Origin of the sequence: Rhizomonospora bruguierae (assembly GCF_018397995.1) — a bacterium.
In the GTDB taxonomy this organism is placed as follows: Bacteria; Actinomycetota; Actinomycetes; order Mycobacteriales; family Micromonosporaceae; genus Rhizomonospora; species Rhizomonospora bruguierae.
This window is the reverse complement of the sequence record NZ_BBQH01000010.1, coordinates 143915-170518: the sequence shown is the minus strand read 5'-3', so window position 1 is coordinate 170518 and position 26604 is coordinate 143915. Positions and strand designations below refer to the sequence as shown.

The 26604-nt window shown below is 74.6% G+C and carries 31 protein-coding genes; 16 read left to right on the top strand and 15 right to left on the bottom strand.

What is annotated here, in order from left to right; genetic code table 11:
• A partial coding sequence (locus KJS59_RS00865) for a DUF742 domain-containing protein (RefSeq protein WP_213450254.1) occupies positions 1 to 503 on the top strand: 503 nt, incomplete at its 5' end.
• A gap of 7 nt (positions 504 to 510) precedes the next feature.
• On the top strand, positions 511 to 1191 hold the full coding sequence (locus tag KJS59_RS00860) for a cellulose binding domain-containing protein (RefSeq protein ID WP_213450253.1): 681 nt from the start codon (positions 511 to 513) through the stop codon (positions 1189 to 1191).
• Here the strand turns inward: KJS59_RS00860 and KJS59_RS00855 are convergent.
• Genes KJS59_RS00855 through KJS59_RS00845 form a run of 3 tightly spaced genes read right to left on the bottom strand, consistent with a single transcriptional unit; the run spans position 1178 to position 3445 of the window.
• Complete coding sequence (locus tag KJS59_RS00855; protein WP_213450252.1) at positions 1178 to 1753, bottom strand: dienelactone hydrolase family protein; 576 nt, start codon at positions 1751 to 1753, stop codon at positions 1178 to 1180. The two genes, KJS59_RS00860 and KJS59_RS00855, sit on opposite strands and share 14 nt — an antisense overlap.
• Positions 1754 to 1811: 58 nt before the next feature.
• On the bottom strand, positions 1812 to 2546 hold the full coding sequence (locus KJS59_RS00850; protein ID WP_213450251.1) for a glutamine amidotransferase: 735 nt from the start codon (positions 2544 to 2546) through the stop codon (positions 1812 to 1814).
• 59 nt (positions 2547 to 2605) lie between these two features.
• Positions 2606 to 3445: an SMP-30/gluconolactonase/LRE family protein gene (locus KJS59_RS00845; protein ID WP_213450250.1), complete on the bottom strand. Its 840-nt coding sequence runs from the start codon at positions 3443 to 3445 to the stop codon at positions 2606 to 2608.
• Between the two features lie 221 nt (positions 3446 to 3666).
• Here KJS59_RS00845 and KJS59_RS00840 point away from each other — a divergent pair, with 221 nt between their 5' ends.
• Positions 3667 to 4710 carry a lytic polysaccharide monooxygenase auxiliary activity family 9 protein gene (locus tag KJS59_RS00840; RefSeq protein ID WP_376771104.1) on the top strand — a complete coding sequence of 348 codons (1044 nt, stop codon included), beginning with the start codon at positions 3667 to 3669 and terminating at the stop codon, positions 4708 to 4710.
• 37 nt (positions 4711 to 4747) lie between these two features.
• Here KJS59_RS00840 and KJS59_RS00835 read toward each other — a convergent pair whose 3' ends face one another.
• Complete coding sequence (locus KJS59_RS00835) at positions 4748 to 5116, bottom strand: STAS domain-containing protein (RefSeq protein ID WP_213450248.1); 369 nt, start codon at positions 5114 to 5116, stop codon at positions 4748 to 4750.
• A 224-nt stretch (positions 5117 to 5340) separates the two neighbouring features.
• Between KJS59_RS00835 and KJS59_RS00830 the strand changes: the two genes are divergently transcribed.
• Positions 5341 to 6456, top strand: coding sequence for a geranylgeranyl reductase family protein (locus KJS59_RS00830; protein WP_249713758.1), 1116 nt, complete (start codon positions 5341 to 5343; stop codon positions 6454 to 6456).
• 127 nt (positions 6457 to 6583) lie between these two features.
• Here the strand turns inward: KJS59_RS00830 and KJS59_RS00825 are convergent, their stop codons facing one another.
• The 3 genes from KJS59_RS00825 to KJS59_RS00815 all read right to left on the bottom strand — a co-directional run bounded on the left by KJS59_RS00825 (position 6584) and on the right by KJS59_RS00815 (position 9229).
• Positions 6584 to 6790 (bottom strand): hypothetical protein, encoded by a 207-nt coding sequence (locus KJS59_RS00825; RefSeq protein WP_213450245.1) that lies wholly within the window; start codon positions 6788 to 6790, stop codon positions 6584 to 6586.
• Positions 6791 to 7088: 298 nt separating this feature from the next.
• Positions 7089 to 7850 (bottom strand): 3-ketoacyl-ACP reductase, encoded by a 762-nt coding sequence (locus KJS59_RS00820; RefSeq protein ID WP_213450244.1) that lies wholly within the window; start codon positions 7848 to 7850, stop codon positions 7089 to 7091.
• Positions 7847 to 9229 carry a hypothetical protein gene (locus KJS59_RS00815; RefSeq protein WP_213450243.1) on the bottom strand — a complete coding sequence of 461 codons (1383 nt, stop codon included), beginning with the start codon at positions 9227 to 9229 and terminating at the stop codon, positions 7847 to 7849. The genes KJS59_RS00820 and KJS59_RS00815 overlap by 4 nt, the downstream gene beginning before the upstream one ends.
• Before the next feature lie 110 nt (positions 9230 to 9339).
• Between KJS59_RS00815 and KJS59_RS00810 the strand changes: the two genes are divergently transcribed.
• Complete coding sequence (locus KJS59_RS00810; protein WP_213450241.1) at positions 9340 to 9612, top strand: hypothetical protein; 273 nt, start codon at positions 9340 to 9342, stop codon at positions 9610 to 9612.
• Between the two features lie 71 nt (positions 9613 to 9683).
• Here the strand turns inward: KJS59_RS00810 and KJS59_RS00805 are convergent, their stop codons facing one another.
• Genes KJS59_RS00805 through KJS59_RS00795 form a run of 3 tightly spaced genes read right to left on the bottom strand, consistent with a single transcriptional unit; the run spans position 9684 to position 12597 of the window.
• Positions 9684 to 11489, bottom strand: coding sequence for a thiamine pyrophosphate-requiring protein (locus tag KJS59_RS00805; protein WP_213450240.1), 1806 nt, complete (start codon positions 11487 to 11489; stop codon positions 9684 to 9686).
• Positions 11490 to 11675, bottom strand: coding sequence for a hypothetical protein (locus tag KJS59_RS00800; protein WP_213450239.1), 186 nt, complete (start codon positions 11673 to 11675; stop codon positions 11490 to 11492).
• 34 nt (positions 11676 to 11709) lie between these two features.
• On the bottom strand, positions 11710 to 12597 hold the full coding sequence (locus KJS59_RS00795; protein WP_213450238.1) for a Rieske 2Fe-2S domain-containing protein: 888 nt from the start codon (positions 12595 to 12597) through the stop codon (positions 11710 to 11712).
• Positions 12598 to 12651: 54 nt separating this feature from the next.
• On the opposite strand from KJS59_RS00795, the gene KJS59_RS00790 reads away from it, so the two are divergent.
• Positions 12652 to 13473, top strand: a complete 822-nt coding sequence (locus KJS59_RS00790) for a TrmH family RNA methyltransferase (protein WP_213450237.1) — start codon at positions 12652 to 12654, stop codon at positions 13471 to 13473.
• Between the two features lie 80 nt (positions 13474 to 13553).
• Positions 13554 to 14195: a nucleoside/nucleotide kinase family protein gene (locus KJS59_RS00785; RefSeq protein ID WP_213450235.1), complete on the top strand. Its 642-nt coding sequence runs from the start codon at positions 13554 to 13556 to the stop codon at positions 14193 to 14195.
• A 1-nt stretch (position 14196) separates the two neighbouring features.
• Here the strand turns inward: KJS59_RS00785 and KJS59_RS00780 are convergent, their stop codons facing one another.
• From KJS59_RS00780 to KJS59_RS00770, 3 genes are all read right to left on the bottom strand, one after another.
• Entirely contained in the window at positions 14197 to 15486 is a 1290-nt protein-coding gene (locus KJS59_RS00780) for a cupin domain-containing protein (RefSeq protein ID WP_213450234.1), read from the bottom strand.
• Positions 15483 to 15863, bottom strand: a complete 381-nt coding sequence (locus tag KJS59_RS00775; RefSeq protein WP_213450233.1) for a BatC protein — start codon at positions 15861 to 15863, stop codon at positions 15483 to 15485. Before KJS59_RS00775 ends, KJS59_RS00780 begins: the two co-directional genes overlap by 4 nt.
• 106 nt (positions 15864 to 15969) lie before the next feature.
• The gene (locus tag KJS59_RS00770; protein WP_213450231.1) at positions 15970 to 16956 is read right to left on the bottom strand and encodes a LysR family transcriptional regulator; all 987 of its coding nucleotides are present in this window, start codon (positions 16954 to 16956) and stop codon (positions 15970 to 15972) included.
• A 133-nt stretch (positions 16957 to 17089) separates the two neighbouring features.
• Here KJS59_RS00770 and KJS59_RS00765 point away from each other — a divergent pair, with 133 nt between their 5' ends.
• From KJS59_RS00765 to KJS59_RS00755, 3 genes are read left to right on the top strand one after another with little or no spacing between them, the layout of a single operon-like run.
• Positions 17090 to 17743: a DUF2231 domain-containing protein gene (locus KJS59_RS00765; RefSeq protein WP_213450230.1), complete on the top strand. Its 654-nt coding sequence runs from the start codon at positions 17090 to 17092 to the stop codon at positions 17741 to 17743.
• Between the two features lie 54 nt (positions 17744 to 17797).
• Positions 17798 to 19105, top strand: coding sequence for a M20/M25/M40 family metallo-hydrolase (locus tag KJS59_RS00760; protein WP_213450228.1), 1308 nt, complete (start codon positions 17798 to 17800; stop codon positions 19103 to 19105).
• A gap of 29 nt (positions 19106 to 19134) precedes the next feature.
• Positions 19135 to 19818 (top strand): hypothetical protein, encoded by a 684-nt coding sequence (locus tag KJS59_RS00755; RefSeq protein WP_213450227.1) that lies wholly within the window; start codon positions 19135 to 19137, stop codon positions 19816 to 19818.
• A gap of 29 nt (positions 19819 to 19847) precedes the next feature.
• On the opposite strand, the gene KJS59_RS00750 is transcribed toward KJS59_RS00755, so the two are convergent.
• Together KJS59_RS00750 and KJS59_RS00745 are read right to left on the bottom strand one after the other, a co-directional pair.
• A complete protein-coding gene (locus KJS59_RS00750) occupies positions 19848 to 20039 on the bottom strand; it encodes a DUF5703 family protein (RefSeq protein ID WP_213450226.1) in 192 nt (63 codons plus the stop codon).
• A 72-nt stretch (positions 20040 to 20111) separates the two neighbouring features.
• Positions 20112 to 21083 carry an aldo/keto reductase gene (locus KJS59_RS00745; protein WP_213450223.1) on the bottom strand — a complete coding sequence of 324 codons (972 nt, stop codon included), beginning with the start codon at positions 21081 to 21083 and terminating at the stop codon, positions 20112 to 20114.
• Between the two features lie 144 nt (positions 21084 to 21227).
• Here KJS59_RS00745 and KJS59_RS00740 point away from each other — a divergent pair, with 144 nt between their 5' ends.
• From KJS59_RS00740 to mshC, 6 genes are all read left to right on the top strand, one after another.
• On the top strand, positions 21228 to 22280 hold the full coding sequence (locus tag KJS59_RS00740; protein WP_213450221.1) for an LLM class F420-dependent oxidoreductase: 1053 nt from the start codon (positions 21228 to 21230) through the stop codon (positions 22278 to 22280).
• Positions 22277 to 23113 carry an undecaprenyl-diphosphate phosphatase gene (locus KJS59_RS00735; RefSeq protein WP_213450219.1) on the top strand — a complete coding sequence of 279 codons (837 nt, stop codon included), beginning with the start codon at positions 22277 to 22279 and terminating at the stop codon, positions 23111 to 23113. The genes KJS59_RS00740 and KJS59_RS00735 overlap by 4 nt, the downstream gene beginning before the upstream one ends.
• A 10-nt stretch (positions 23114 to 23123) precedes the next feature.
• A complete protein-coding gene (locus tag KJS59_RS00730) occupies positions 23124 to 23837 on the top strand; it encodes an MSMEG_4193 family putative phosphomutase (RefSeq protein ID WP_376771103.1) in 714 nt (237 codons plus the stop codon).
• A gap of 63 nt (positions 23838 to 23900) precedes the next feature.
• Complete coding sequence (locus KJS59_RS00725) at positions 23901 to 24473, top strand: DUF3090 domain-containing protein (protein WP_213450217.1); 573 nt, start codon at positions 23901 to 23903, stop codon at positions 24471 to 24473.
• Positions 24473 to 25276 carry an SCO1664 family protein gene (locus KJS59_RS00720; RefSeq protein WP_213450216.1) on the top strand — a complete coding sequence of 268 codons (804 nt, stop codon included), beginning with the start codon at positions 24473 to 24475 and terminating at the stop codon, positions 25274 to 25276. The genes KJS59_RS00725 and KJS59_RS00720 overlap by 1 nt, the downstream gene beginning before the upstream one ends.
• Before the next feature lie 84 nt (positions 25277 to 25360).
• Positions 25361 to 26599 carry a cysteine--1-D-myo-inosityl 2-amino-2-deoxy-alpha-D-glucopyranoside ligase gene (mshC, locus tag KJS59_RS00715; RefSeq protein WP_213450215.1) on the top strand — a complete coding sequence of 413 codons (1239 nt, stop codon included), beginning with the start codon at positions 25361 to 25363 and terminating at the stop codon, positions 26597 to 26599.
• Positions 26600 to 26604 lie beyond the last annotated feature (5 nt).

Below are 26604 nucleotides of genomic sequence, written 5' to 3'. Positions count from 1 at the left end.
GGCGGTGGCCGGCCTGCCGATTCGGGCGGCGGTTGGAGCGGTGGTGGCCGGCCCGGCGATTCGGGCAGCGGTCGGGGTGGCGGCACGGCCGGCGGGCAGCGGCGCGCGGGTTGGCCGGTGCCGTGACCGACGCCTGGTACGACGACGAGGCCGGCCCGCTGGTGCGCCCCTACGCCCAGCGGCGCCATCCGGTGCCCATGCCCGGCGCCCTCGACGTGGCCGACCTGCTCGTGGCCGTCGACCCGGCGCCCGCCCTCGACCTGGCGGGCACCCGGGCGGCGGCGGTGCGGCTGTGCGCCGTGGCGACCTCGGTCGCGGAGGTCGCCGCCCACCTCGGCATCGACATCGGCGCCGCCCGGGATCTGCTCGCCGGGCTGCTCGGGGACGGCGCGCTTACCCGCTGCGCGCCCGACGCCGGCACCGGCGGTACCGGCCAGGACGATGCCGGCCAGGACGACGACGACACTTTCTCGTCTCTGCTGGACGGCCTGCGGGGATTGTGAGCGCGCCGTGAGCACCGACGCCCGCCCACCGCGCAGCGCGGCGATCACCGTCCTCGACGGCCTGATCGCCGCCGGTCGTGGCCTGCGCCGCGCCCCCGCCGCCGGCCTTGGCGCGGCGATCGCCACGCTCGGCACCGTCGCCCTGGTGGTGACCCTGCTCCGGGCGCCCTACGCGCTGGCGCCGCTCGGTACCGGCCCGGTGCTGGCGCCGGACGCGATCGCGGTGGCCGGCACGCGGCCGCCCACCGACGACCCCACCACCGCGCCGCCGTCCGCACGGACCGCCACGCCCACACCGCCCTCGGCGCCAACCGCCACCCTGGAGCGGACCACCCATCCGCCCGAGGCCAAGCCGGCCGACCTCGCCGGGCAGTACCGGATGGAGGATTCGGGGCTGTGGGGGTACCGGTCGTCGGTGGTGATCAGCAACCCCGGCGCGACGGACGTCACCGGCTGGACGCTGACGATCACGCTGCCCCGCGAGTCGCTGACCGTCACCAACGTCAGCGGCGCGACCGCCCGCAGGGACGGCGCCACCTGGACCTTCACCCCGACGACCGGCACCCGCACGATCGCGGGCAACGGCGCTGCCACGGTCGGCTTCGAGGTGAACGGGGCGATGCTGCTCGCGGCACCCACCGCCTGCGCGGTGGACGGTCACGCCTGCGCGGGGCTCACCGAGAACTGAGGAAACTCAGCACCCGCGCGGTGAGCAGCTCCGCCGCGCCCCGGTCGTACCCGGGCAGGCTGCTGTCGGCGAACAGGTGCTCCCCGCCGGGGTAGAGGAACAGCTCCGCCTCCGGGGTCGACTCGACCAGCGCGCGGGCCGCCTCCACGTCGCCCTCCCCGGCGAAGAACTCGTCGCCGTCCATGCCGTGGATCTGGACCGGGACGCCCGCCGGCCAGCCCCCGCCGAACTCGGACACCGGCACGCAGCCCTCGAACAGCAGCGCACCGCGCGCGCCCGGACGGGTCTGCGCCAGCATCTGCGCCGGCAGGACCCCGAGCGAGAACCCGGCGTAGACCAGGCCGGCCGGCAGCCCCTCAGCGGCCCGCCGGCCCCGGTCGATGACCTCCCCGAACCCGACCTGCTGGGCGTGGGCCACGCCCGCCTCCAGTGAGTCGAAGACCCGGCCCCCGTAGAGGTCGGGGAGGCGCACGGTGTGCCCGGCCCGCTCCAGCGCCGCGGCGAAGTCGCGGACGCCGGGAGTGAGCCCTTGCGCGTGGTGGAACAGCAGGACCTCGGCCATGGCCGCCATCATGGCCCCCGCCCCCGACACTTTCGCGCCGGCTACCCCTCCGGGCCGGTCACCCGCGGCCGTACCGGTCGACGAAGTTGGCCAGGATCCGGCCCGGCTCGGTGATCACCGCGGTGCTCAGCCGGGCGACGAGCGCCGCCACCTCGGCCGGCGGGAAGTACCCGGCGTGCTGGTAGACGTGGACCCGGGTGACGATGCCCGGCACGTCCAGTTCGGGGTGGAACTGGGTGGCGTACAGGTTCCGCTTGATCCGGAACATCTGCACCGGGCAGGCCGGCGAGGTGGCCAGCAGGGCGGCGCCGGGCGGCAGTACCCGGCACGCCTCCTTGTGCCCGACGAACGCGTCGAACCGTGGCGGCATGCCGGCCAGGAGCGGGTCCGCGAGCCCTTCCCCGGTCAGTGAGATCCGCACCGAGGAGACCGGCTCGGCGTGCGTCCGGTCGATGATCCCGCCCTGGTGGACGCCGAGCGTGCCGACGCCGTAGCAGGCGCCGAGGAGCGGGAAGTCACGGGCCACGATCTCGTCGAGCAGCCCGCTCAGTTCCGCCTCCACCCGCCGCTGGACCGCGGACTTGCACTCCGGCGGGTCGCTGGAGTTGAACGGGCTGCCGCCGATCAGCACGCCGCTGTGGTCGTCCAGGTTCAGCGGGGGCAGCGGACCGGCCTCCATCCGGACCCGGTGCAGCGACTCGGGCGCCAGGCCGGTCACCGCCAGGAAGGCGGCGTACTCGCCGTCGGCGGCCAGGTCTTCGGGCCGCGAGGACAGCAGCAGGAACGGCTTCACAGCCACACCGTAGGTGAGCGCCCGCCGCCGCGATGCCCGGTGGGCGGTGTCGCCCGCTCTCAGCCCGCGAAGCGGTCGACCGGCGGGCCCGCGTACCCCGGTTCGATGGCGTACGTGAGGCCGGCGGCGGGGTCGTCGGGGCGGCCCACCGCGGCGGTCGTGATCACCAGGGTCTCCCCGCCGAACGCGCAGGCGGTGACCTGCGGGGTGGGTACCTCGATCGTGGCGTCCAGGGTGCCGTCCGGCGTGAAGCGCAGCACGGCCCCGCCGCCCCAGAGCGCCACCCAGACCCCGCCCTCGGCGTCCACGCACATCCCGTCGGGGGAGCCGCGGTCGATGGTGGCGAAGGTGCGCCGCTCGCCCAACGCGCCGGTGGCCATGTCGAAGGGGTACGCGTCGACCCGCCCCGTCGGCGTGTCGATGTGGTACATCGTTCGCCCGTCCGGGGACCAGCCGAGGCCGTTGCTGATGGTCAGGCCGGTCAGGGTGGTGGTGAGCGCTCCGCCGCGCTCCAGCCGGTAGAGGGCGGCGGCGCCGGGCGTCTCGTCGTACGCCATGGTGCCCAGCCAGAGGCGGCCGACCGGGTCGGCCTTCGCGTCGTTGGACCGCATCGCCGGGCCCTCGGGCGGCCCGGACGGGTAGCTGGCGAGCGGGGTGACGGCGCCGTTCTCGTCCACCGTGGCCGGGCCCTCGGGCAGGCAGGCGACATGCCCGGCGGCGGCGCGGGGCACCAGGGCGCCGACGTGGCCGGGGAGCGCGAATTCGCCCACGCTGTCGTCGTCCGCCCGCCAGAGCGCCCGCGACCCCAGAATGTCGACCCACCAGAAGCGACCGGTGCGCTCGTCGCGGTGCGGGCCTTCGCCCAGTTCGCAGCGCCGCTCGTCGAACACCCTCAGCACAGTTCCTCCCGGTCCGGCGGTGGTCGATCATACCAACGCGGCTTGGCCGATCGACCGTAGACATGGTTGAATATCAATGCATGGCCGCCCGTGCCGCGGCCGCCGCCAGCCGGGCTTCTGGGTCGTCGAGGGCAATCGACCACCCCTGCGACCACCACTCCACGCGCTGTGGCCCCTCCATCTCCCGTACCAGGGCTCTCACCACTTTCGAGGGGACCATTGTGAGCAGACTACGCAGGGCGGCGCTGTTAACCGCCGCCGCCGTCGCGGCGACCGCCGCGATCACCGTGCTGACCCCGGGGGCGGCGTTCGCGCACGGCGCCCTGACCTCGCCGGCCAGCCGCACCTACGCCTGCTACACCGACGGCCTGACCGGCGGCCAGATCATCCCGAAGAACCCGGCGTGCGCCGCGGCCGTCAACGCCGGCGGCACCCAACCGCTGTACGACTGGTACGGCGTGCTGCGCTCGGACGCCGGTGGCCGGACCGCCGGGTACATCCCCGACGGCCAGCTGTGCAGCGCCGGGTTCAGCAAGTACGCGGCCTACGACGCGCCGCGTGCCGACTGGCCTGCCACCACGCTCCAGGCCGGCGCGCGGATGACCATGCAGTACGGCGCGTGGGTGCCGCACCCGGGCTCGTTCAAGCTGTACGTGACCCGGCAGGGCTACGACCCGACCCAGCCGCTCAAGTGGAGCGACCTGGGCGACCCGTTCGCCGTGTTCGACCCGCAGCCCGCGCTGGCCAACGGCTCCTACCCGCTGTCGGTGACGCTGCCGAACCGCAGCGGCCGGCACATCATCTACGCCGTCTGGTGGCGCTCGGACAGCCAGGAGTCCTTCTACGGCTGCTCGGACGTGGTGTTCAACGGCACCGGCGGACCCACCACGCCGCCCACCACCACCCCGCCCACCACCAGGCCGCCGACCACCCCTCCGGCGACCAACCCGCCGACCAACCCGCCCGGTAACGCGGCGTGCAGCATGGCGATCACGGTGGACAGCGCCTGGTCCGGCGGGTTCCAGGCGACGGTGACGGTCACGAACAACGGCACCGCCACGATGACCAACTGGCGTGCGAGCTTCACGATGTCCACCGGCACGCTCGCCAGCGGGTGGAACGGCGTGTTCACCCAGAACGGGCAGACCATCGCGATGCTCCCGCCCGACTACGCGCAGTCGATCCCGCCGGGCGGCACCGCCACCGCCGGGTTCCTCGCCAGCAGCGCGTCCACACCGGTATTCGGCAACTTCAGCTGCGGATAGTGGCTAGGGGACCGGGGGCCCGCTCAGCCCCCGGTCCTCACATGGCGGCGGGTAAGTCGGCCTCCGGCGGCGCGCTGGGCGCCGGGTACCCGAACAGGCCGAGCAGGCCGGTGATCCACAGTTGCCGGTGGGCGAACGCGGACAGGTTCTCCAGCCGCAGTTCGGCGCCGGTGACGGTGGCGGCCTTGTGGCCGGCGACCAGTGCCCCGATGCCCGTCGAGTCGATGAAGGAGACCGATCGGAAGTCCAGCACGATGAGCCTCGGCCGGGACCGGGCAAGGACTGCGAGAATCTCATCCCGCAACTCCGCCGCGGTGGCCACGTCGACCGCGCCCCGAACGGTGATCCGTACGGTGCTGGCAGGCGAGGGCCCGGCAATCGAGGGCTCGACGATCCGGACGGTCATGTCCCACCTCCGGTTCCGGCGGGGAGGGCGAGTAGGTTTTCGCGGACCCCGGTGGGTGACGCGCGGTTATACCGCGTCGCGCCCCGTTACCGTACGGCATGTGCCGCCCCGCCCGCTACTGCGAGCTGAAACGATCAATACACCGGCCGTTTACGGTCAGTATCCCGGTGTGTTGGGGTCGCCCGGCTGAAAGTTCAGACGTCTCCGGCGGCTACCCTCGGCGCGTGCCGGGACAGCCAGAATGGGATGTTGTGGTGGTCGGCGCCGGGCCGGCGGGACTCAGCTGCGGGTACGCCGCCGCGCGGTCCGGCGCCCGGACCCTGGTGCTGGACCGGGCCACCCACCCGCGGTACAAGACGTGCGGCGGGGGCCTGATCGGCACGTCCCTCGCGGCGGCCGGCGCCCGCGTGGCGGTGCCGGTGGCCGAGCGGGTCCACGAGGCCGTCTTCACCCTCGCCGGGCGCCGGCGACTGGTCCGCCGCACGGCCGAGCCGCTGCTGTCCATGGTCCGCCGCGAGGAGTTCGACGCCACCCTCTGCAACGCCGCCGCGGACGCCGGCGCGGTGGTGCGCACGGCGCGCGTGCGCGCGGTGGAGCAGGACCCGGACGGGGTCACCGCCGTGCTGGCCGACGGCGAACGGGTCACCGGCCGGTTCCTCGTCGGCGCCGACGGCTCCGCCGGGGTCACCGCCCGGCACGTCGGCGTCCGCTGCACCGACGTGGACCTCGGCCTCGAACTCGAACTCGCCGCCCCGCCCGCCCTCCGGGACGCCTGGCGCGGCCGCCTCCTGATCGACTGGGGACCGATCCCCGGCTCGTACGGCTGGGTCTTCCCCAAGGACGGCGTGCTCACCGCCGGCGTCATCGCCGAGCGCGGCACCGGCGACCAGACCCGGGCGTACCTCGACCGCTTTCTCGCCCAGGCGGGCCTCGGCGCCCTCGAACGCATCCAGGACTCCGGCCACCTGACCCGCTGCCGCGCCGCCGACTCGCCCCTGCGCCGCGGCCGGGTGATCGTCGCCGGTGACGCCGCCGGCCTGCTCGAACCCTGGACCCGCGAGGGCATCAGCTACGCCCTGCGCTCCGGCGCCCTGGCCGGCGAAGCCGTCGCGGCCGGCGACGCGGCCCGTTACGAGAGCGCCGTCGAGGAGACCCTCGGCGCGGAGATGGCCGCCGGACGCCGCCTGCGCGCGGCGTTCACCCGCCGGCCGCTGGCCTTCCACGCGGCGCTCGCCACCCCGCCGGGCTGGCGCGCCTTCGCCGCCTTCTGCCGCGGCGAGACCACCTTCGCCACCCTCCTTCGCCGCCGCGCCTACTCCACCGCCCTCCGCCTCCTCTAGTCTCACTGCCCGCACCCCACCACCCTCTCCCGCTGTGTGGGCGCCCACCTCCGCGCCGATCGTGGGCCCCCACCCCCGCGCGGCCTGGCCCTGCCCGGCCCTGCGTGGAGGGTGGGGTGGGGTGCCGTCAGGAGCGGCGGAAGGCGTATTGGCGGGTGGTGCTGGCCGGCTGCGTGCTGGTGCGGCGGGATGCGCCGCCCTTGCCGCCCCGGTGCCTACCCCGCTCGTGGCGACCGGAGTCGCGCCCGCGGGAGGGGGTGGGCAGGTCGACGGCGGCCGCGAGGTCGGTCAGCGCCAGATCGTCGGGGTCGACGTGGACGTGGAATTCCGGCATGGGAGCCTCCTGAGGAAGATCGAGAAGATCGGGCAGGGGCCCCGGGGGCAGCGTGATCGACGCCGGATCGGCGGAGGATGCGACGCGGAGGACACCCGGGGCACGCCGCGGCGGATGCGCCGGCGGCGGAACCGTGGAACCGGGTGTCAGAAGCGCATGCCAGGCACGCTACGACCGACCGCCACACCCCGCAACGCATTTAAGGCCCGATCTTGGACTTGTGGTGGCTGCCAAAGCGCGCATAACCCCGCCAGGCGGGGCGGCGCGGGGCGGGCGGGCCGGGACTGGAGGCGGGTGGCTAGAGGCGGCGCAGGTGGAAGCCGCCGTCCACGTCGATGACCTGGCCGGTGCTGTACGACAGGGCGCCCTGGGCGATCGCCACCACGGCCCTGGCCACGTCCGCCGGCTCACCCCAGCGGCGCTGCGGCAGGATGCCGTCCTCCAGGATCAGCTTGTCGTACCTGGTCCGCACCGGCCCGGTCATGTCGGTGGCGATGATGCCCGGACGGATTTCGTACACGCCGATGCCGTGCTCGGCCAGGCGCACCGCGTACAACCGGGTCATCATCGCCAGGCCGGCCTTGGCCACGCAGTAGTCGCCCCGGTTGACGCTGGCCGTGTCGGCGCTCATCGAGGAGATGGTGACGATCCGCGCCGGCGGCCCGTCCTGGGCGATCATGCGGTTGGCGACGAGCTGGGTCAGGAAGTAGGGGCCCTTGAGGTTGACGCCGATGAGCCGGTCGAACGACTCCTCGGTGGCCTCGAGCAGGTCGGCGCGCACGGCTGGGGCGACGCCGGCGTTGTTCACCAGCAGGTCGATCCGGCCGAACGCCGCGTACGCCGAGTCGACCAGGGCCGCGCGGGCGGCCGCGTCCCCGATGTCGGCCCGGGCCAGGTGTGCGCGGACACCCCTCTTCTCGACCTCCGCGCGGACCTCCTCGGCCGCCCCGGCGTTGCGGGCGTAGTTGACCACCACGTCGTGACCGGCGGCGGCCAGCGCCACCGCGATGCCCCGCCCGATGCCCCGCGACGCGCCGGTGACGAGGGCGACCGGGCTCACCGGGCCGGCCCGAAGAACGTGAGGTACGGCTCGTCGCGCGCCACCCGCTGGACGTAGAGGGCCAGCTCACGGGCGTGGTAGTCGCCCCACATGCTCGCCTCGCCGCTGGGTACCGCCCGGCCGGGCGGTACATGGTCCCAGCCGTTCGGCCGGTGGTACACGGAGTGCCGGATCAGGCCCTGGTGCGCCGGGTCCTCGCTCAGGTACGGCGCCTGGAACAGCGTGTTGCACACGGTCAGGCCGGCCTGCCAGTACCGGCGGCCGTCGTCGGCTCGGCCGGTGCCGGTCAGGTACCGGCCGAGGCGCAGCAGTCCCTGCGCGGCGATGGCCGCGGCGGAGGAGTCCACCGGCTCGTGCGGGTTGTCCGGGTCGGCCGGCCGGTCCCGGTACCCGCCGAGGTGGACCAGGCCGGGTGCGCCGGTGTCCCAGTACGGGATGCCGTCGGCGGCCGTGTTCTCCAGGTAGAAGTCGCTGGTGGCCTCGGCGGCGCGCAGGAGGACCCCGGTGACGTGGTCCCGGCCGCCGAACGGCTCCACCTCGTCGTCGGTCACGGTCGCCAGGAACTCCACCAGCTCGGCGAAGCCGGTCACGGCCCAGGCCAGGCCGCGGGTCCAGGTGCTGAACGGCGAGTACCCCTGCTGCGTGCCGGGGCAGCGGTACGCGCCGTCGTTGACGTTGAACAGCGCCTCGTGGGCGGTCCGTCCCCGCACGTCGTACGCGTCCCGACCCTCGCCGTAGAAGATGTTCCAGCGTGCCGTGCTGGTGGCGTGCTCGATGAGGCGGCCGAGCAGACAGATGCGCCGGTCCTGCTCGCCCATGAGGACGTGGCCGAGGCGGTGCGCCACCGCCAGCGCCCGGCAGGACCGGATCGTGTCCACGAACAGCGACTGCGGGCCGTTGAACGAGTACACGTAACCCGTGCCGTCGGCGGTCTCTCGCCAGCGGGACGCCTGCACCGCGCCGCTGACCTTCAGCGCCAGTTCGTAGAAGTCGCGCTCCCGTCCGTCCGCCGGGATGCGCCCCTCGGCCACCAACCGCAGCAGATTCCCGTACGTGCTGACGTTGTTGAAGCCGTGGTCGTGCACGCCGACGTGGCTGACGTGCGGCGCCATGACCCGCACCGTGCGGTCCCGGCCCAGCTCGAGGAAGCGCTCGTCGCCGGTCGCGTCGAACTGGAGGATGGCCGAGCCGTACTGGAAGCCCTGCGTCCACTCGGTCCAGCCGCGGGCGGTGTACCGGCCCTCGACGGTGAACACGGGCGACGCGGCGCCCGGCGGGCAGCTCCGCTCGATGGAGTCGATCTTCGCAGCCGAGGCGGCCCACAGGGCGTCCAGTCGGCCGGCGAGGTCGGCGGCCTTGAGGTCGTGGCGGATCTGCATGCCGGCCACCCTAGGCAAGCGCTTTCCTGCGCACAAGAGGGCGACCCGGAAAGCCGGTTGGGGTTGCGTGAGCGGGGAAAGAGGAACCGGTGCCCACTCTGATGCGGAAAATGACGGGGGCCGTGACGCGCGGCCGGGCCCGCGTGGGCCCGGCCGTGGCGACGGTTCTGGCAACGGTGACCGCGGTGCTGCTGGTGCCGGCCGCCGCCTGGGCGGCCACCCCGGCCGGCTCCGGGCTGAGCGAGGCGGTGCGGCGTGGTCCGTACTACCGGGGCGGCTTCGGCTTCATCGGCGGCTCGGTGGTGTGCTGCCTGGTGGTGGTGGGTGCCATCGTGCTCGCCGTCCTCCTGTTCACCCGAGGCCGCCGCCGCCCGCCGCGCTGAGGCTCCGCCGCCGCTCTCCCGCCGCGTTGGGTCGATGGTGCCCGCCAGCGCTGAGGCCCGCCGCCCGGCGATCAGACGGGGAGGCGGGCGGTGTCGTCGTGGCCCTCGCTGGCGCGCTCGCGGAGCAGGTACTCCCGGGCCCGCTGGCCGTCCGCGCCGTCCTCCTGCGCCAAGCCCTGGTACATCTTCTCGATCATCTCGAACGGGCGGTCCGGCGGCAGCAGCGGCACGGCCGGGTCGACCACGGCCTCGATCAGCGTGGGGCGGTCGGCGGCCAGCGCTTCGTCCCAGGTCGACCCGACCCTAAACGGGTCGGTCAGGCGGATGGCGTGCAGGCCGAGCAGGCGCGCCCACTGGGCGTACGGCACGTCGGGCAGGCGCTGGGAGTCGTCGTGCCGGGGATCGCCCTCGATCTCGCGCTGCTCCCAGGTGACCTCCGCGAGATCCTGGTTGTTCAGCACCAACACGATGAACCGGGGGTCGGCCCAGCCGCGCCACCGGTCCGCCACGGTGATCAGTTCGGCGAGGCCGTTCATCTGCATCGCGCCGTCCCCGGCGAGCGCGATGACCGGGCGGTCCGGGCGGGCGAGTTTGGCGGCGATCCCGTACGGCAGCGCGGACCCCATCGAGGCGAGTGTGCTGGACAGGTGCGCCGGCGCGCCCACCGGCAACTGGATGTGCCGGGCGTACCAGTAGGTGACCGAGCCCACGTCCACCGACACGGCGACGTCGTCGGGCAGGCGGGGTGACAGTTCGCGCACCACCAACTGGGGGTTGAGCGGCTCGGCGGGCGCCTCGGCCCGCAGGATCGCGGTCTCGCGCCAGGCGTCCACGGCCCGTTCGATCGTCATCCGCCAGGGCTGGGCGCGGCGCGGCCGTACCAGGTCCAGCAGGGCGCGCAGGGTCGGTGCGGCGTCGCCGAGCAGCGGCACCTCCACCGGGTACCGGGCGCCGAGCCGCCGGCCGTCGATGTCGATCTGCACCGCCCGGGCCTGGCCGGGCTCCGGGTAGTACTCGGTCCACGGGTCGTTGGTGCCCACCAGCAGCAGGGTGTCGCAGCCGGCCAGCAGGTTGGCGCTGGCGGTGGTGCCCAGGTGACCCATCACGCCGGTGTGGAACGGCAGCCGCTCGTCCAGCACTGGCTTGCCGAGCAGCGACGTCGCGACCCCGGCGTCGAGCTTCTCGGCCAGCGCGGTGATCTGGTCGGCGGCGCCGTACGCGCCCTGGCCGACCAGGATCGCCAGCCGCTGGCCGTCCATCAGCACCCGGGCCGCGGCCCGCAGGTCCTCCTCGCGGGGCAGCACCTCGGCGTGGCGGTGCCCCGCGCTGTCGTGCACCACCCCGGACGCCTGCGGCAGGGGCTCGGGCACGTCGGCGGACTGCACGTCGTGCGGCACGATGACGCAGGCGGGGCTGCGGGTCGCCAGCGCCGTGCGGAACGCCCGGTCGATCATCGATGGCACGTGCTCCGGCGCGTGCGCGGTCTGCACGAACTGCGGGCACGGGTCGGCGAACAACCGGTTCAGCTCGATCTCCTGCTGGTGCGTGCCGCCCAGAATCGGCGTGGTCCGCTGGCCGACCAGGGCGACCACCGGCTTGCCGTCCAGCTTGGCGTCGTACAGGCCGTTGAGCAGATGCACCGCGCCGGGGCCCTGGGTGGACATGCACACGCCCACCTCGCCGGTGTACTTGGCGTGGCCGGTCGCCATGAACGCCGCGTTCTCCCCGTGCCGGGCCTGCACGAAGACGGGGTCCCCGCCGGCGCGGCGCAGGGCGCCCAGCACCGGGTCGACGCCGTCGCCCGGGTACCCGAAAACGCGCCGGACGCCCCAGGCCCGCAGCCGGTCGACGATGACATCCGCGACGAGCCGCGCCATCTAGGGCACCGTCTTCTCGATCGCGGACGGCCCGTCCTCGTCCAGTTCCTGGCGGGCCCGCTCCACGTTGTCCGGTGTCGGGTCGCGCCCCTCGGCCACGGCCAGGTCCTCCGGCTCCCACGGCTGCTCGGCGCCCGTGCGGTACGCCTGTGCCGATTGGCGCTCGCTGGTGTCGTTGTCGGTCATGCAGCGGGCGTACCCGCGGTGGGCCGGCTCACACCTACGGCAGGCGCGCCTCGACCAGCCCGTCCTCGGAGATCCGGCTGGCCAGGACCGGTTGGTCGGTGGCGGCGGGGCCGTGCATGACCGCGCCATCGCGCAGCCGGAACACGCTGCCGTGCCAGGGGCAGACCACGCAGGGGTCGCCGCCGTCGCGGACCACCTGGCCCTCGCCGAGCGGGCCGCTCTGGTGCCCGCAGCGTTCCATCAGCACGGTCACCTCGGCGCCCTGCCGGTAGACCAGCACCGGCACCTCGCCCATCCGGCGGACGGTGGGCTCGCCGTCCGGCAGTTCGCTGAAGCGGACCAGGGGCTGCCAGCCGTCCGGCAGGTGGCGCAGGTCCGCAATCGAGTGGTTGACTCCGGCACCCAGCCCGTACGCCATGTGGCCGCCGAGGTAGGCGCCCAGGCTGGCGATGCCCATGCCCGCGTACGCCAGCGCCTTGCCGGCCCGGCGGCGGCCGGCGAGGCGGGCGACGAACGAGCCGGTGTACAGGCCGACGGCGATCAGATTGCTCACCGCGTGCACCAGCCCGACGCGCTGCTGCTCCCGGGAGAGCGTGGAGAAGTCGGTCCAGCCCGCGACGGCGCTGGGCACCGCGGTGGCCACACCGAAGCCGGTCAGTGCGGTGGCGGCCCGTTCCATGCCGGACATCCGGCCGGGGAACCGCCGGTCCGGCAGCGCGTCCAGCACCGCCGTCGCCATCCACGCGCCCACCGGCGCCTGCACCATCGCCGGGTGCAGCGGGTGACCCAGCCAGACCCCGTGCAGCGCGTCCCGCAGCCGCTGGGGGCGGATCACCGAATCGACCGCCTGGCGCACGCGCTCGCTCGCCGGGTCCAGCCCGGACGCCTGCTCCAGTTTGGTGAGTACCTGAGCTTCCGACATGCCCCCCGGTTCCCGCTGCCCACCGGTCGAAACGAGGGCGGAATAATTCCGGTGATGTCGCTTCCGGTCAGTACCCGCAACGCCCGGTTCCAGCAGTGGGAGGCGCTGCTGCGCAACCGCGCCAAGCGGCAGCGCGCCGGCGAGTTCCTGGTCCAGGGGGTACGCCCGATCGGGCTCGCGGTGCGGCGCGGCTGGCCGGTGCGGGCGCTGCTGCACGACGCCGCCCGTCGGCCGTCCCGCTGGGCGGCCGACCTGCTCGACCGGGTGGACGCGCCCCGCTACGCCCTCGCCCCCGACCTGCTCGCCGAACTCGGCGACAAGGACGAGGGGCTGCCGGAACTGGTCGCCGTCGTCGCCCTCCCGCCGGACGACCTGGCCCGCGTCCCCGCCGCGCCGGACCTGCTCGCGGTCGTGTTCGACCGTCCCACCAGTCCGGGCAACATCGGCACCCTGGTCCGCTCGGCCGACGCGTTCGGCGCCGCCGGGCTCGTGGTCACCGGTCACGCCGCCGACCCGTACGACCCCCGCGCGGTCCGCGCGTCCACCGGTTCGCTGTTCGCGGTGCCCGTGGTGCGCGCGTCGGGCCACGGCGACGTGCTCGATTGGGTCGCCGGCCTGCGCGCCGGCGGGGTACCGGCACAGATCGTCGGCACCGACGAGGCGGGGGAGCGGGAGCTGTCCGCGGTGGATCTCACCCGGCCCACGCTGCTGCTGGTGGGCAACGAGACCAGTGGCCTGAGCGCCGCCTGGCGCGGCGCCTGTGACGCGCTGGCCCGCATCCCGATCGGCGGGGCGGCCAGCTCGCTGAACGCCGCCACGGCCGGCGGCATCGCCCTGTACGAGGCCGCCCGCCAGCGCGCCGGCCGGGCCGGGTAGCCGGGAGACCCGCCGCGACCCACGGCCGGCACGACGCCCGCAGCCGGGGTGGAAGCAGGGCCAGGGGGCAGGATGGAGCCGTGCGCGCCCGACCCGTCTCCTTCGCCACCCTGGTAGCCGAACTGGCCGACCGCCTGGCCGGGAGCGTGGCGGGCAGCGACCCCGCGGGACGGCTCCGGGTGGCCCTCGACGGTGCCCCCGCGACCCGCCCCGACGCGCTAGCCGAGGCACTGATCGACCCGCTGCGGGTGCGCGGCCGGCCGGCCCTGCACGTGCGCACCGCGGACTTCCTGCGCCCCGCGTCGCTGCGCTTCGAGTTCGGCCGCACCGACCCGGACAACTACTACACCGGCTGGTTCGACGAGGCCGGCCTACGCCGGGAGGTCCTCGACCCGCTGGGGCCCGGCGGTACCGGCAAGATCCTGCCGGCGCTGTGGAACCCGCGCACCGACCGGTCCGCCCGCGCCGCGTATGTGGACCTGCCCGCCGGCGGCGTGCTGCTGGTCAGCGGTCCGCTGCTGCTCGGCGGCGGGCTGCCGTTCGAGTACGCGGTGCACCTGGCCATGTCGCCGGCCGCCCTCGCCCGCCGCACCGACCCGGACGAGGCGTGGACCCTGCCCGCGTTCGCCCGCTACACCGACGAGGTGGCCCCCGGCTCCTTCGCGGACCTCGTGGTGCGCGTCGACGACCCGCGCCACCCGGCGGTGGTCGAGCCGGGCTGAGTCACGGAACGGGTTTCTCGGCGGGGACGGCGACCGCCTCGCGGAGCAGGCGCCGGGCGAGGACGACGCGGTCGTGGTCGTCGTCCAGGCCGGGCAGGTCGCCGACCCGGACCGGATCGTTCGCGGTCAGCGCGGCGCGCAGCGCCGCCGCGCAGAAGGCCGGGAACGTGACCGTGCGGTCGGGCAGGCGCAGGGCCACCCGGCCGGGTGCCACCCCGCCGTCCGCGCCGTCGAGGCGCCAGCGCAGGCCCCGCCGGGGTTCGATCAACGTCTCGGCGTCCGCGCCGGCCGCGGCCGCGGCCTGGGCGACCGGGCGGATCGGGTCGGGCCGGGTGGCGGACCACACCCGGGGGCGGAGCCGTTCGGCGACGGTGGCCGGCTCGACGGTGCCGAGCCAGTCGCGCAGCGCCGCCACGGTCTGCGCCAGCGGCGCGGTGAGCTGATCCGGATCGGACAGGTCCAGCCCCATCGGGAAGCCCGCGCGCAGTGACCGGTGCTCGGCGGCGAGCCCGGCCAGCGCCTCGACCAGCGCGTACCGGGTCAGCGCCCGGATGCCGCAGGTGAGGTGCAGGGTCCGCTCGCCGAGCGCCTGCGCGGAGTGCAGCCAGCCGCGCGGCAGGTACAGCGCGTCGCCCGGTTCGAGGTCCACGTCCAGTTCGGGCTCGCCGTCCGCCACGGCGGCGACCTCGCCGGCGCGGCCGCCCCACGCCTGCGCCTCCAGCGGCTCGGGCAGCACCGGCCGGTGGATCCGCCACCGCTTGCGCCCCGCCACCTGGAGGACGAACACGTCGTGGGTGTCGTAGTGGGTGGCGAAGCCCTGGCTCTGCGGCGGCGTCAGGTACGCGTTGACCTGGACGGGCGCGCCCAGGTCGCGGGCGAGTTGGCCGGCGAACGCGGCCAGCGGCGGCCACAGCCGGTGCAGCCCCTGGAGCACGACCGTGGCCCCGGACGCGTACCGGGCGAGCACCCGCTCGTCCAGCACCTGGTCGGAGATCTCGGCGCCGGCGCCGCCCGGTCCGGTGAACTCCCGGCCGGGCACCACCCGGCCCCGGTCGGCCAGGCGCAGGAACGGTGTGCGCAGCCCGCGCCGGGACAGCAGTTCGTCCACGTCGTCGACGCTGAGCAGGTCGGCGAAGCGGGAGTGCACGTCGGCGCCGGCGGACAGCAGCGCCTCGCGGCCCCAGTACCCCTCGGCGAACGCACCGGGCTCGACCGACACGCAGCGGCGCAGTGCCGGACGGTCGGGACCGCCCGGCACCGTCGCGTCCTCGTTCACGGCGACCCGGGTCACGGCTGCCGCGCGCCACCGTCCGCGCCGCCGTCCATGCCGGCCGGGTTGGCGCCGCCGTCGGCCGGGCCCTCGCCGCCGGTCGCGCCGTCGTCGACCGGCCCGCCGTCGGCCGGGCTGTCCATGGGGCCGCCGTCGGCGGCGAAGTCCGCGGGCCCGGCGTCGGCCGCGGTGTCCGCGGGCCCGCCGTCGGCGGTGCCGTCCGCGCCGCCGTCCCGGCCGGCCGGGTTCGCGCCGCCGTCCGCCGGGCCCTCGCCCTCGGCGTCGGCCACCCCGTCCGCGCCGCCGTCGGCGCCGGTGGGGTTGGCCCCGCCGTCCGCCGGACCCTCGCCGAGCCCGCCAACCCCGCTGGTGGCGATGTCGTCGTCGTCGAGCCTCATGAAAATCCTCCACGTCGTCGGGAACCGCTGCGATTCGTCGTCGCGCTAGTGCCCGGCGCCGTGGCCCTTTACACGTGGCCCGTTACCCTTCCCCGCGCGGAGGGGTTCACACGGGTACGAACTGCTGGATCCCGAAGCCCTCGTTCCCGGCCAGCCACTCGGTGTACCGGGCGTTGCGGGCGATCGCCTCCGCATAGGACTCGGACGCGTACGCCACCACCCGCGGCGCGACCCCGGCGGCCGGGCCGCCCGGCTGCCAGCCGAGCAGTTGCCGCCAGCGCAGCGGCGTCCCGGTGATGGGCACCGTGACCAGCCCGTCCAGCGGCCGGAAGGTGGACTGGCACAGCGCCACCGCGTCACCGGAGTCGAGCAAATCCTGCGCGCCCCGGATGTCGATCTCCAGCACGTGCCGGGGGGTGAACCCGGCGCGGGCGCAGGCGTCGGCGAAGCAGTCGGCGAAGCAGCCGTCGCCGGGCGCGGCCATCCACCGGGCGTCGGCCAGTTCGGCCAGGTTCACCTCCCGCCGGCCGGCCATCGGGTGCCGCCGCGACATCAGCAGGAACACCGCGTCGACCCCGATGACGTGCCAGGTCAGCCCCGGGTCCGGGGCCGGCAGCGAGTCGCCGCAGGCGCCGGCGAGGGCGAAGTCGAGCCGGCCGGCGAGCAGCATCTCGGCCAGCCGCGACACGGAGAACGACGCCTGCGTGGTGATGTGCGCCTGGGGGTGCGCCGCGGCGAGCCGGTGCACCAGGCCGCCGAGGATCGGGCCGCTGGTCACGCCCAGGCGGAACCGCCCGGGGCCGGGCGGGCCACCGGGGTCGCCGCTGCCGGCCAGCCGGGCCGCGTCGTCCTGGAGGCCCTTGACCGCCGGCAGCAGCACCCGGGCCCGGGCCAGCACCAGTTCGCCCAGGGCGGTGGGGCGGGCGCCGCGGCGGTCGCGGTCGAACAGCGCGCCGCCGAGCGTCCGTTCGATGCGTTGCAGCTGCGCGGTCAGCGCCGGCTGGGCCAGCCCGAGGGCGGCGGCCGCCTTGGTGACGCTGCCCGTCTCCGCGATCGCGCAGACGACCCTGAGATGGCGCAGCTCCAGGTCCATAGCGTGACGGTAGGACCAGTGGGCTGGCAACCGGAAGCCCCTAAGTGTCGAGGCTCATCGTTGTTTCCGGTTCGGACCGATGGGTACCCATTCTCCAGACATCTTGAGGAGTCGATATGGGGAGGTGGGAGCCGTGGAGGATCGGGTCAAGGTGGTGGGGCAGCCGATTCGGCCGCTGCTGCTGGTGGTGCCGCTGCACCTGCTCGTGACCGCGCTGGTGTGCGACCTGGCCGCGCTGGCCACCGGCTCCGACCTGTTCGCCCTGGTGGGGTTCTGGACCCTCGCCCTCGGCCTGCTCTGCGCGGCGGTGGCCGGCATCGGCGCGCTGATCGACCTGCGGGCGACCCCGCACGGGAGCCGGGCGCGCCGGATCGCCACCGTCCACGGCGCGGCCGCCTCGGCCGGCGCGGCGCTGTTCGCCCTGATCTTCTTCGCCCGACTGAACGGCCCGGCGGGCGGCCGCGCGCACGCGGCGGGCAGGGCCCTGGTCCTCCTTGAGGTGCTCGCGCTGCTGGTGGGGGTCGCCGGCGCGATCGTCGGCGGCCAGTTGGCGCGCCGCGAGCGGGTGGTCGCGGCGACCCGTTCGCGCGCCGAGTCCGTGGCGCGCCGGCTGACCGGCCGGGCGCCGGTGGGCACCAGGGTCGGCCGGGCGCCGGTGGGCACCAGGGTCGGCCGGGCGCCGGTGGGCACCAGGGTCGGCCGGGCGCCGGTGGGCACCAGGGTCGGCCGGGCGCCGGCGGCCAGCAGGGTCGGGCCGCGGCACGCGGTGCGCAGCCGGGTCGCCTGACAAGCCCTACCCCTCCGGCACCCGGCGAAACCGGGCGGCTGGTAAGAAGGGCGCATGAACGATGCCGTGGCCGACGAGGTGGTCGACCTCTGCCGGGATCTGATCCGGATCGACACGACCAACACCGGGGACAACGCGACCAGCGCCGGTGAGCGGGTCGCCGCCGAGTACGTCGCGACCCGGCTGGACGAGGTGGGCATCGACGCACGGATCTACGAGTCCGCGCCGGGCCGGGCCAACGTCCTCGCCCGCATCCCGGGCGCGGACCCGGGCCGCGGCGCCCTGCTCGTGCACGGCCACCTCGACGTGGTCCCGGCCGACGCGTCGGAGTGGTCGGTGCACCCGTTCTCCGGCGAGATCCGGGACGGGTACCTGTGGGGCCGCGGCGCGGTGGACATGAAGGACTTCGACGCGATGGTGCTCGCGGTGGTCCGCCGCTGGCGGCGCGAGGGCGTCACCCCGCCCCGGGACATCGTGCTGGCGTTCACCGCCGACGAGGAGGCCGGCAGCGACTACGGCGCCCGGTACCTGGTCAACGAGCACCCGGAGGAGCTGGCGGGCTGCACCGAGGCGATCGGCGAGGTCGGCGGCTTCTCCTACTCGGTCAGCGACGACCTGCGGCTGTACCTGATCGAGACGGCCGAGAAGGGCATCGAGTGGCTGCGCCTGGTGGCGCGTGGCCGGCCCGGGCACGGGTCCATGGTGCACGACGACAACGCGGTCACCGCGCTCGCCGAGGCGGTCGCCCGGCTCGGCCGGCACCGCTTCCCGGTGGTGGTGACCCCGACCGTCCGGGCCTTCCTGACCGAGGTCTGCGAACTGCTCGACATCGAGCTGGACCCCGACGACCCGGAGACCGCGATCGCCAAGCTCGGTCCCATCTCGGCGATCATCGGCGCGACCATCCGAAACACGGCCAACCCCACCGGGCTGACCGCCGGGTACAAGCACAACGTGATCCCCGGCCGGGCCAGTGCCACGATCGACTGCCGTACCCTGCCGGGCCAGTCCGAGCTGTTCGTCGAGCAGTTGCGCGAGGTGATCGGCCCGGACCTGGACATCGAGTACGTCCAGCGCCAGCCGGCCCTGGAGACCGGGTTCGACGGCGCGCTGGTGGACGCGATGGCGGCCGCCCTGCGCGCCGAGGATCCGGGCGCCCGGGCCGTGCCCTACATGCTCTCCGGCGGTACCGACGCCAAGGCGTTCCACACCCTCGGTATCCGCTGCTTCGGCTTCGCGCCGCTGCGGCTGCCGCCGGACCTGAACTTCGCCGCACTCTTCCACGGCATCGACGAGCGGGTGCCGGTGGACGGGCTGCGGTTCGGGGTCTCCGTGCTCGACCGTTTTCTCCGCAACTGCTGATCCCCCATGCAGAAGGGACCCAACCTGTCATGACCGACGAGCACGCCGAGCTGGATGCCGCCCTGGAGCGGGTGATCGAGGCGGCCCGGGAGCACCTGGCCGCTGTCCGCCGCGCCGCCGGCAAGGTGGACGACGACGACGTCTGGCAGGCGTACGTCGACCTGAACAACGCCTCGCACGCCTACGACGAGCTGCTGCTGGACGCGTTCGGCGAGGTCACGCCGTGGGACGTGGAGTCGATCGACCCGGACGAGGCGGACCAGCGCTTCGGCGTGGGCCTCGGCGGGGTGGACGGCACCGAGCCGGGCGACCCGCACCCGCGGGTGATCTCGGTGCGGCAGCGCCGCGACTACCGGGTGCCCAGCGTCGCCGCGCTGCTGCGGGTGGCGGAGGCGGCCCGGCGCACCGCGCTCGGTGGCGAGGAGCCGGACGAACCGGTGGACTCGGTCGGCGCGGCCGTGCTGGAGCTGCTGGAGTCCGGGGACGTCTCGCTCGCCTCGCTGGACGTTCCCGAGCTGGAGCCGTTGGAGGGCGTCGTCACCGTCACGGAGGTGTCCGCGCCGCTGGATGTGGACGGCTACGCGGCGGAGGACGGCACCGGCCCGTTCCAGCAGGGCCCCGAGGACCGGCTGGTCGGCCGGCTGGACGACCACCCCTATGTGGAGTTCGGCGAGGACAGCGGCGAGGACGAGCCGGCGCCCGCCGACCGGTAGGCCCGCCGGGGTGGGGTCCCGTCGACCCGCTAGATCGAAAGCCCGGGCTGCGGTTCGTTCCGCCGGCGGCGGCGCAGCATCACCTGCCGCGTCCCGTCGCGGAACAGCCGCACCCGGGCCAGTTCCCAACCCCCGAATTCCGCCTGGATGGCCAGCTGCGCCGTGGCGGTCAGGCGATCGACATTCGGTGGCAACCGCAGCGGCGCGTATTCGTAGTCCATGCGACACATGGTGTCCCGCCCGGCCGCCGGTGGCCACCCCCGATTTGGCCGGATTTCGCCGGAACGGGCGGCTCAGCCGGCGCGTTCGGGGTAGCCGACCGGCGGGGTCGAGATGTCGTCCAGCGCCCTGGTGATCTCGTCGGGCAGGGTGATCCGCTCCACCGCGATCGCGCCGAGCAGCTGGCCCACCGTGCGGGCGCCGAGGATCGGCGCGACCACGCCCGGCCGGTCCCGGACCCAGGCCAGGGCCACCTCCATCGGGGAGACGCCCAGCCCGTCCGCGGCGGTGGCGACCGCCTCCACGATGCCGGAGCAGCGCGGCTCCAGGTACGGCGCGACGAAGCGTTCGAGGTGCGCGGACGCGGCCCGCGAATCCGCCGGGCGGCCGTGCCGGTACTTGCCGGTCAGCACGCCCCGGCCGAGCGGCGACCAGGGCAGCACACCCAACCCCATGGCCTCGCAGGCCGGCACCACCTCGCGTTCGATGCCGCGCTCCAGCAGCGAGTACTCGACCTGCGCGGCGACCAGCGGCGCCCGGCCCGGCCAGGCGACCTGCCAGGCGGCGGCGCGGGCGGTCTGCCAGCCGGAGAAGTTGGACACGCCGACGTACCGGACCCGGCCGGACGAGACGGCGTGGTCCAGGGCGGCGAGCGTCTCGTCCAGCGGCGTGTCCGGGTCGTACCCGTGCACCTGCCACAGGTCCACGTGGTCGGTGCCGAGCCGGTTCAGCGAGGCGTCCAGGCTGCTCAGCAGGTGGGACCGGGAGTTGTCGCGGCGGCGCGGGCCGCCCGGGCGCAGCCCCGCCTTGGTGGCGATGAGCAGTTCGTCGCGCTGCACTAGGCTGCCCACCAGCGCGCCGATGACCGCCTCCGCCTCGCCGTCGGCGTACACGTCGGCGGTGTCCACGAGCGTGCCGCCGGCGTCCAGGAAGCTCTTGAGCTGGGCGGCCGCGTCGTCGGCGTCGGTGTCCCGGCCCCAGGTCATGGTGCCGAGCGCGAGCCGGGAAACCGCCAGCCCGCTTCGGCCGAGCGGTCGCTGTTGCATGGGTGCACGATATTCGTCCACCGCCCGTCACGGATATCCACGCCGCGACCAATCTGGGCGAGTCACGACCACCGGTTCACCGGGCCGCCAGCGGGATTGCGTACCCTGGGTCGACTCTCGGGGCGGGAAACGAAGGGGGCCGGGATGCGGCTCGGACTGAGCCTGGGTTACCAGACCGCGTGGAGCACGCCGGCGGACCATCTGGCCTTCGCCCAGGAGGCGGACCGGCTGGGGTACTCGGTGGTGTGGGCGGCCGAGGCGTACGGCTCGGATTCGCCGAGCATCCTCGCCTGGATCGCGGGGCAGACGGCGCGGATCGACGTGGGCAGCGCGGTCATGCAGATCCCGGCGCGCACCCCGGCCGCGACCGCGATGACCGCGGTCACGATCGACGCGCTCTCCGGCGGCCGGTTCCGGCTCGGGCTCGGCGTCTCCGGCCCGCAGGTCTCGGAGGGGTGGCACGGCGTCCGGTTCGCCAAGCCCCTGGCCCGCACCCGCGAGTACGTGGAGATCGTGCAGCTGGCGGTGGCCCGCAAGCCGGTCGAGTACGACGGCGCGCACTACCGGCTGCCGCTGCCCGACGGCCCGGGCAAGGCGCTGCGGCTCAGCTTCCACCCGCCACGCGACCACATACCCGTCTACCTGGCCGCGGTCGGCCCGAAGAACCTGGAGCTGGCCGGGGAGATCGCGGACGGCTGGCTGGCCGTCTTCCTCAGCCCGGACAGCGCCGCCGACCAGCTCGCGCACGTCGCCGCCGGCCGGGCCAGGGCCGGCAGGTCCCTGGACGGCTTCGACATCGCCCCGAGCGTGCCGGTGGTGGTCGGCGACGACGTGGCCGCCTGCGCCGAACTGGTGCGCTGGTACGCGGCCCTCTACCTGGGCGGCATGGGCAGCCGGGAGCAGAACTTCTACAACCGGCTCGCGGTGCGCATGGGGTACGAGGAGGCGGCGGCCACGGTCCAGGATCTCTACCTGGCCAAGAGGCACCGGGAGGCGGCGGCCGCGGTCCCGCTGGAGTTCATCGACCGGACCTCGTTGCTCGGGCCGAAGGAGCGGATCGCCGACCGGCTCCGCGAGTACGCCGAAGCCGGGGTGACCACGCTCTCGGTGAGCCCGTTCGTGGCCGACCGGGAGTCGGGCTTCGCCGCCCTGCGCACCGTCGCGGACGCGTTCGAACTGGCTGGAGTCGCGTCGTGAGCTGGATCGAGTGCATCGTCCTGGGGATCGTCCAGGGGCTCACCGAGTTCCTGCCGGTCTCGTCCAGCGCGCACCTGCGGATCACCGGCGAGGTCTTCTTCCACCACGACGCCGGCGCCTCGTTCACCGCGGTCACCCAGCTCGGCACCGAGGCCGCCGTCCTGATCTACTTCGCCAAGGACATCTGGCGGATCACCAAGACCTGGATCGTGGGGCTCTGGGACCGCCCCACCCGGCAGACCTTCGACTACCGCCTCGCCTGGTACGTCATCATCGGCACCATCCCGATCGGCCTGCTCGGCTACCTGCTCAAGGACCAGGTCCGGCACGCCGCCCGGAACCTGTGGATCACCGCGACCGTGCTCATCGTGTTCGCCCTGGTGCTCGCGTTCGCCGAGCTGCTCGGGCGCAAGTCCCGCCCGCTGGAGCAGGCCCGGTTCGGCGACGGCATCACCATGGGCCTGGGCCAGTGCCTGGCGCTGATTCCCGGCGTGTCCCGCTCCGGGGCCACCATCTCGGCCGGTCTGTTCCTCGGGCTGCGCAGGGAGGCCGCCACCCGGGTCTCGTTCCTGCTGGCCATCCCGGCGGTGCTCGCGTCCGGCATCTTCAGCCTCCCGGACGTGTTCCTCCCCGGCACGCCGGAGGCTCCGGCGCCGAGTCCCGCCCAGATGGCCGTGGCCACGGTGATCGCGTTCGTGCTCGGCTACGCGTCCATCGCCTGGCTGCTGAACTGGGTGGCGCGGCACACCATCTACGTCTTCGTCTTCTACCGGATCGCACTCGGCGGCGTCCTGCTCGGCGCCCTCACCACCGGGGCGCTCGCGGCGACATAGGGTGGGCGGCGTGCCCACCGTCCTGCTGCTGCGCCACGGCCGCACCACCGCCAACGCCGATGGCGGCCTCGCCGGCCGCCAGCCGGTCGAACTGGACGACGTGGGCCGGGCCCAGGCGTCCGCGCTCGGCCCCCGGCTGGCGGCCATCCCGCTGGCCGAGGTCGTCACCAGCCCGCTGATCCGGTGCCGGCAGACCGTCGAACTGGCCCTGCCCGGCACCCCGGCGGCGGTCGAGGAGGGCCTGATCGAGTGCGGGTACGGCGACTGGGAGGGCCGCCCGCTCAAGCAGTTGGCCAAGGATCCGCTGTGGACGGTGGTGCAGCAGCACCCCAGCGCCGTCACGTTCCCCAACGGCGAGGCGATGGCCGCGATGGCGGCCCGGGCCGTCGCCGCGGTCCGGGCCTGGGACGCCCGGATCGCCGCCGAGTACGGCCCGGACGCGCTCTGGGTCGCGTGCAGCCACGGCGATGTGATCAAGGCGATCCTCGCCGACGCGCTCGGCGTCCACCTGGACGGGTTCCAGCGCATCGTGGTGGACCCGGCGTCGATCAGCGCGATCCGGTACACCCCGGTACGCCCGTTCGTGGTGCGGATCAACGACCCGGGCGCCGACCTGGGCGCCCTCCTGCCGCCCAAGCGCCGCCGGCGGCCCCGGCGCGCCCCCCGCGCGGTGGTCGAGTCGGACGCGGCGGTGGGCGGCGGCGCCGTCGGGGGGCAGGAATGAGGCGGCCCGGTACGCGCTGAGGGTCATTACCCGTGTCGTGCTTCGGGCGGTTAGGGTCTTGGTATGACCCACCAGGTGTACGCCTTCGAGCCGCCGGAGCGGTTCGTCGCCGGTACCGTGGGCCCGCCGGGTGAACGGACGTTCTTCCTCCAGGCCCGCGGCGGCGGCCGGCTGGTCAGCGTCACGCTGGAGAAGGTCCAGATGACGCTGCTGGCCGAGAAGCTGGAGGAGTTGCTGAGCGAGGCGCACCGCCGGTTCGGCATCGAGCTGCCGGACGCCGCGCCGGGCCCGTCGGACAATGAGCCGCTGGACAACCCGGTCGACGAGGAGTTCCGGGTCGGCACCCTCGGCCTGGCCTTCGACGTGGACTCCGCCACCGTCGTCATCGAGGCGATCGCGGTCGGCGAGGAGGCCGCGGCGGCCGACGACGCGCAGGAGTCCGACGAGGTCGAGGAGGCCGAGCCGGACGACGACCTCGACCGGCTGCGCGTGCGCCTCACCCCGCAGGCCACTCGGGCCTTCATCGACCGGGCGCGCCGGGTCATCAACGCCGGCCGCCCACCGTGCCCGCTGTGCGGTCAGCCGCTGGACCCCAAGGGGCACCTGTGCCCCCGGCACAACGGCTACCACCGCTAGTGCTCGCTGCTGACCTGGGTGGCGAGGCCCTCGACCTGCTGCGTCGTGGCGCCATCGAGGTGGAGGGGCGCCTGGTCGATGCGTCGAACACCACGCTGCGGGGGCAGATCACGCTGGACGGCGTGAGCGCCCGCTGCGTGTACAAGCCGGTCGCCGGGGAGCGCCCGCTCTGGGACTTCCCGGACGGCACCCTGGCGGGGCGGGAGGTCTCCGCGTACCTGGTCTCCGAGGCGACCGGGTGGGAACTCGTCCCGCCCACGGTGCTGCGCGACGGCCCGCTCGGGGTGGGTGCCTGCCAACTGTGGATCGAGGAGCCGGCGCAGGCCCAGCCGGTGGTCGGCTTCCTCCCCGGCCGCAAGGCGCCGCCGGGGTGGTTCCCGATCACGGCGGCGCGCGGCGAGGACGGCAAGCGGTACGTCCTCGCCCACGCCAACGCCCCCGGGCTGGCCCGCATGGCGGTCTTCGACGCCGTCATCAACAACGGCGACCGCAAGGGCGGCCACGTCCTGACCGGCGACGGCGGTCACCTCTTCGGCGTCGACCACGGCGTCACCTTCCACACCGAGGACAAGCTGCGCACCATCCTCTGGGGCTGGGTGAACGACCCGCTGCCGCAGGAGGCGGTGGAGGTGCTGCGCGCCCTGCGCGGCGTGCTGGACGGCGTGCTGGGCGAGGCACTGGCCGAGCACCTGACGCTGGGCGAGGTGGCCGCCACCCGCCAGCGGGTCGACCGCCTGCTGGCCGCCGGCCGCTTTCCGCTGCCGTCCGAGGACTGGCCCGCCGTCCCCTGGCCCCCGGTCTGAGGCGGACGCCCGCCCGGGGCGGCCTTGGTGCGACGGGCCGTGGTACCCGGCGGCCCCGTGATCGGGAATCGCTACGCTGGCGCTATGGAATCTTGGGCGGGTCACCGGGTGCCGCGGCTACCGGGCGCGGGGCGCCCGGTGCGGTTGTACGACTCCGCGCGCCAGGGGGTCCACCCCAGCCGGCCGCGCGGGGCAGCGACCATGTACGTCTGCGGGATCACCCCGTACGACGCGACGCACCTCGGCCACGCCGCCACGATGATCGCGTTCGACCTGGTCAACCGGGCCTGGCGGGACGCCGGCCACCCGGTCCGGTACGTGCAGAACGTGACCGACATCGACGACCCGCTGCTGGAGCGGGCCGCCCGGGACCGCGAGGACTGGGTGGTCCTGGCGATGCGGGAGACGGCCCTGTTCCGCGAGGACATGGAGGCGCTGCGGATCCTGCCGCCGGAGCGGTACGTCGGCGCGGTGGAGTCCATCCCCGCGATCGTCGCCCGGGTGGAGGACCTGCTCGCCGGGGGCGCCGCGTACCGGCTTGCGGACGGTTCGGGCGATGTGTACTTCGACATCGCGGCCAGCCCGCGGTTCGGGTACGAGTCGAACCTGGACCGGGCCCGGATGCTGGAGTTGTTCGGCGAGCGCGGCGGGGACCCGGAGCGCGCCGGCAAGCGCGACCCGCTCGACCCGCTGCTGTGGCGGGGCGCCCGCGGCGGGGAGCCGGCCTGGGACGGCGGGCAGGTCGGCCCGGGGCGCCCCGGCTGGCACATCGAGTGCGCGACCATCGCGCTGGACTTGCTCGGCACCACCATCGACGTGCAGGGCGGCGGCAACGACCTGCTGTTCCCGCACCACGAGTGCTCCGCCGCGCACGCCGAGCGGCTCACCGGCGAGTATCCGTTCGCGCGGCACTACGTGCACGCCGGCATGATCGGGCTGGCCGGCGAGAAGATGTCCAAGTCGCTGGGGAATCTGGTCTTCGTCTCCCGGCTGCGCGCCGACCACGTCGACCCGATGGCGCTGCGCCTGGCGCTGATGGCCGACCACTACCGGGCCGACCGGCAGTGGACCGACGACCTGCTGAAGGTGGCGCAGCAGCGGCTGGCGCGGTGGCGGGAGGCGGTGGCGACCCCGGTCGGCCCGGCCGGCGCGCCGGTGCTGGAGCGGGTGCGCGACCGGATCACCGACGACCTGGACACGGTCGGCGCGATCGCGGCGCTGGACGCGTGGGCGGAGGCCACCCTCGCGGGGGACCGGTCCGACCCGGGCGCCCCCACCCTGATCCGCAGCACCGCGGACGCCCTCCTCGGCATCGCCCTGTAGCCCCG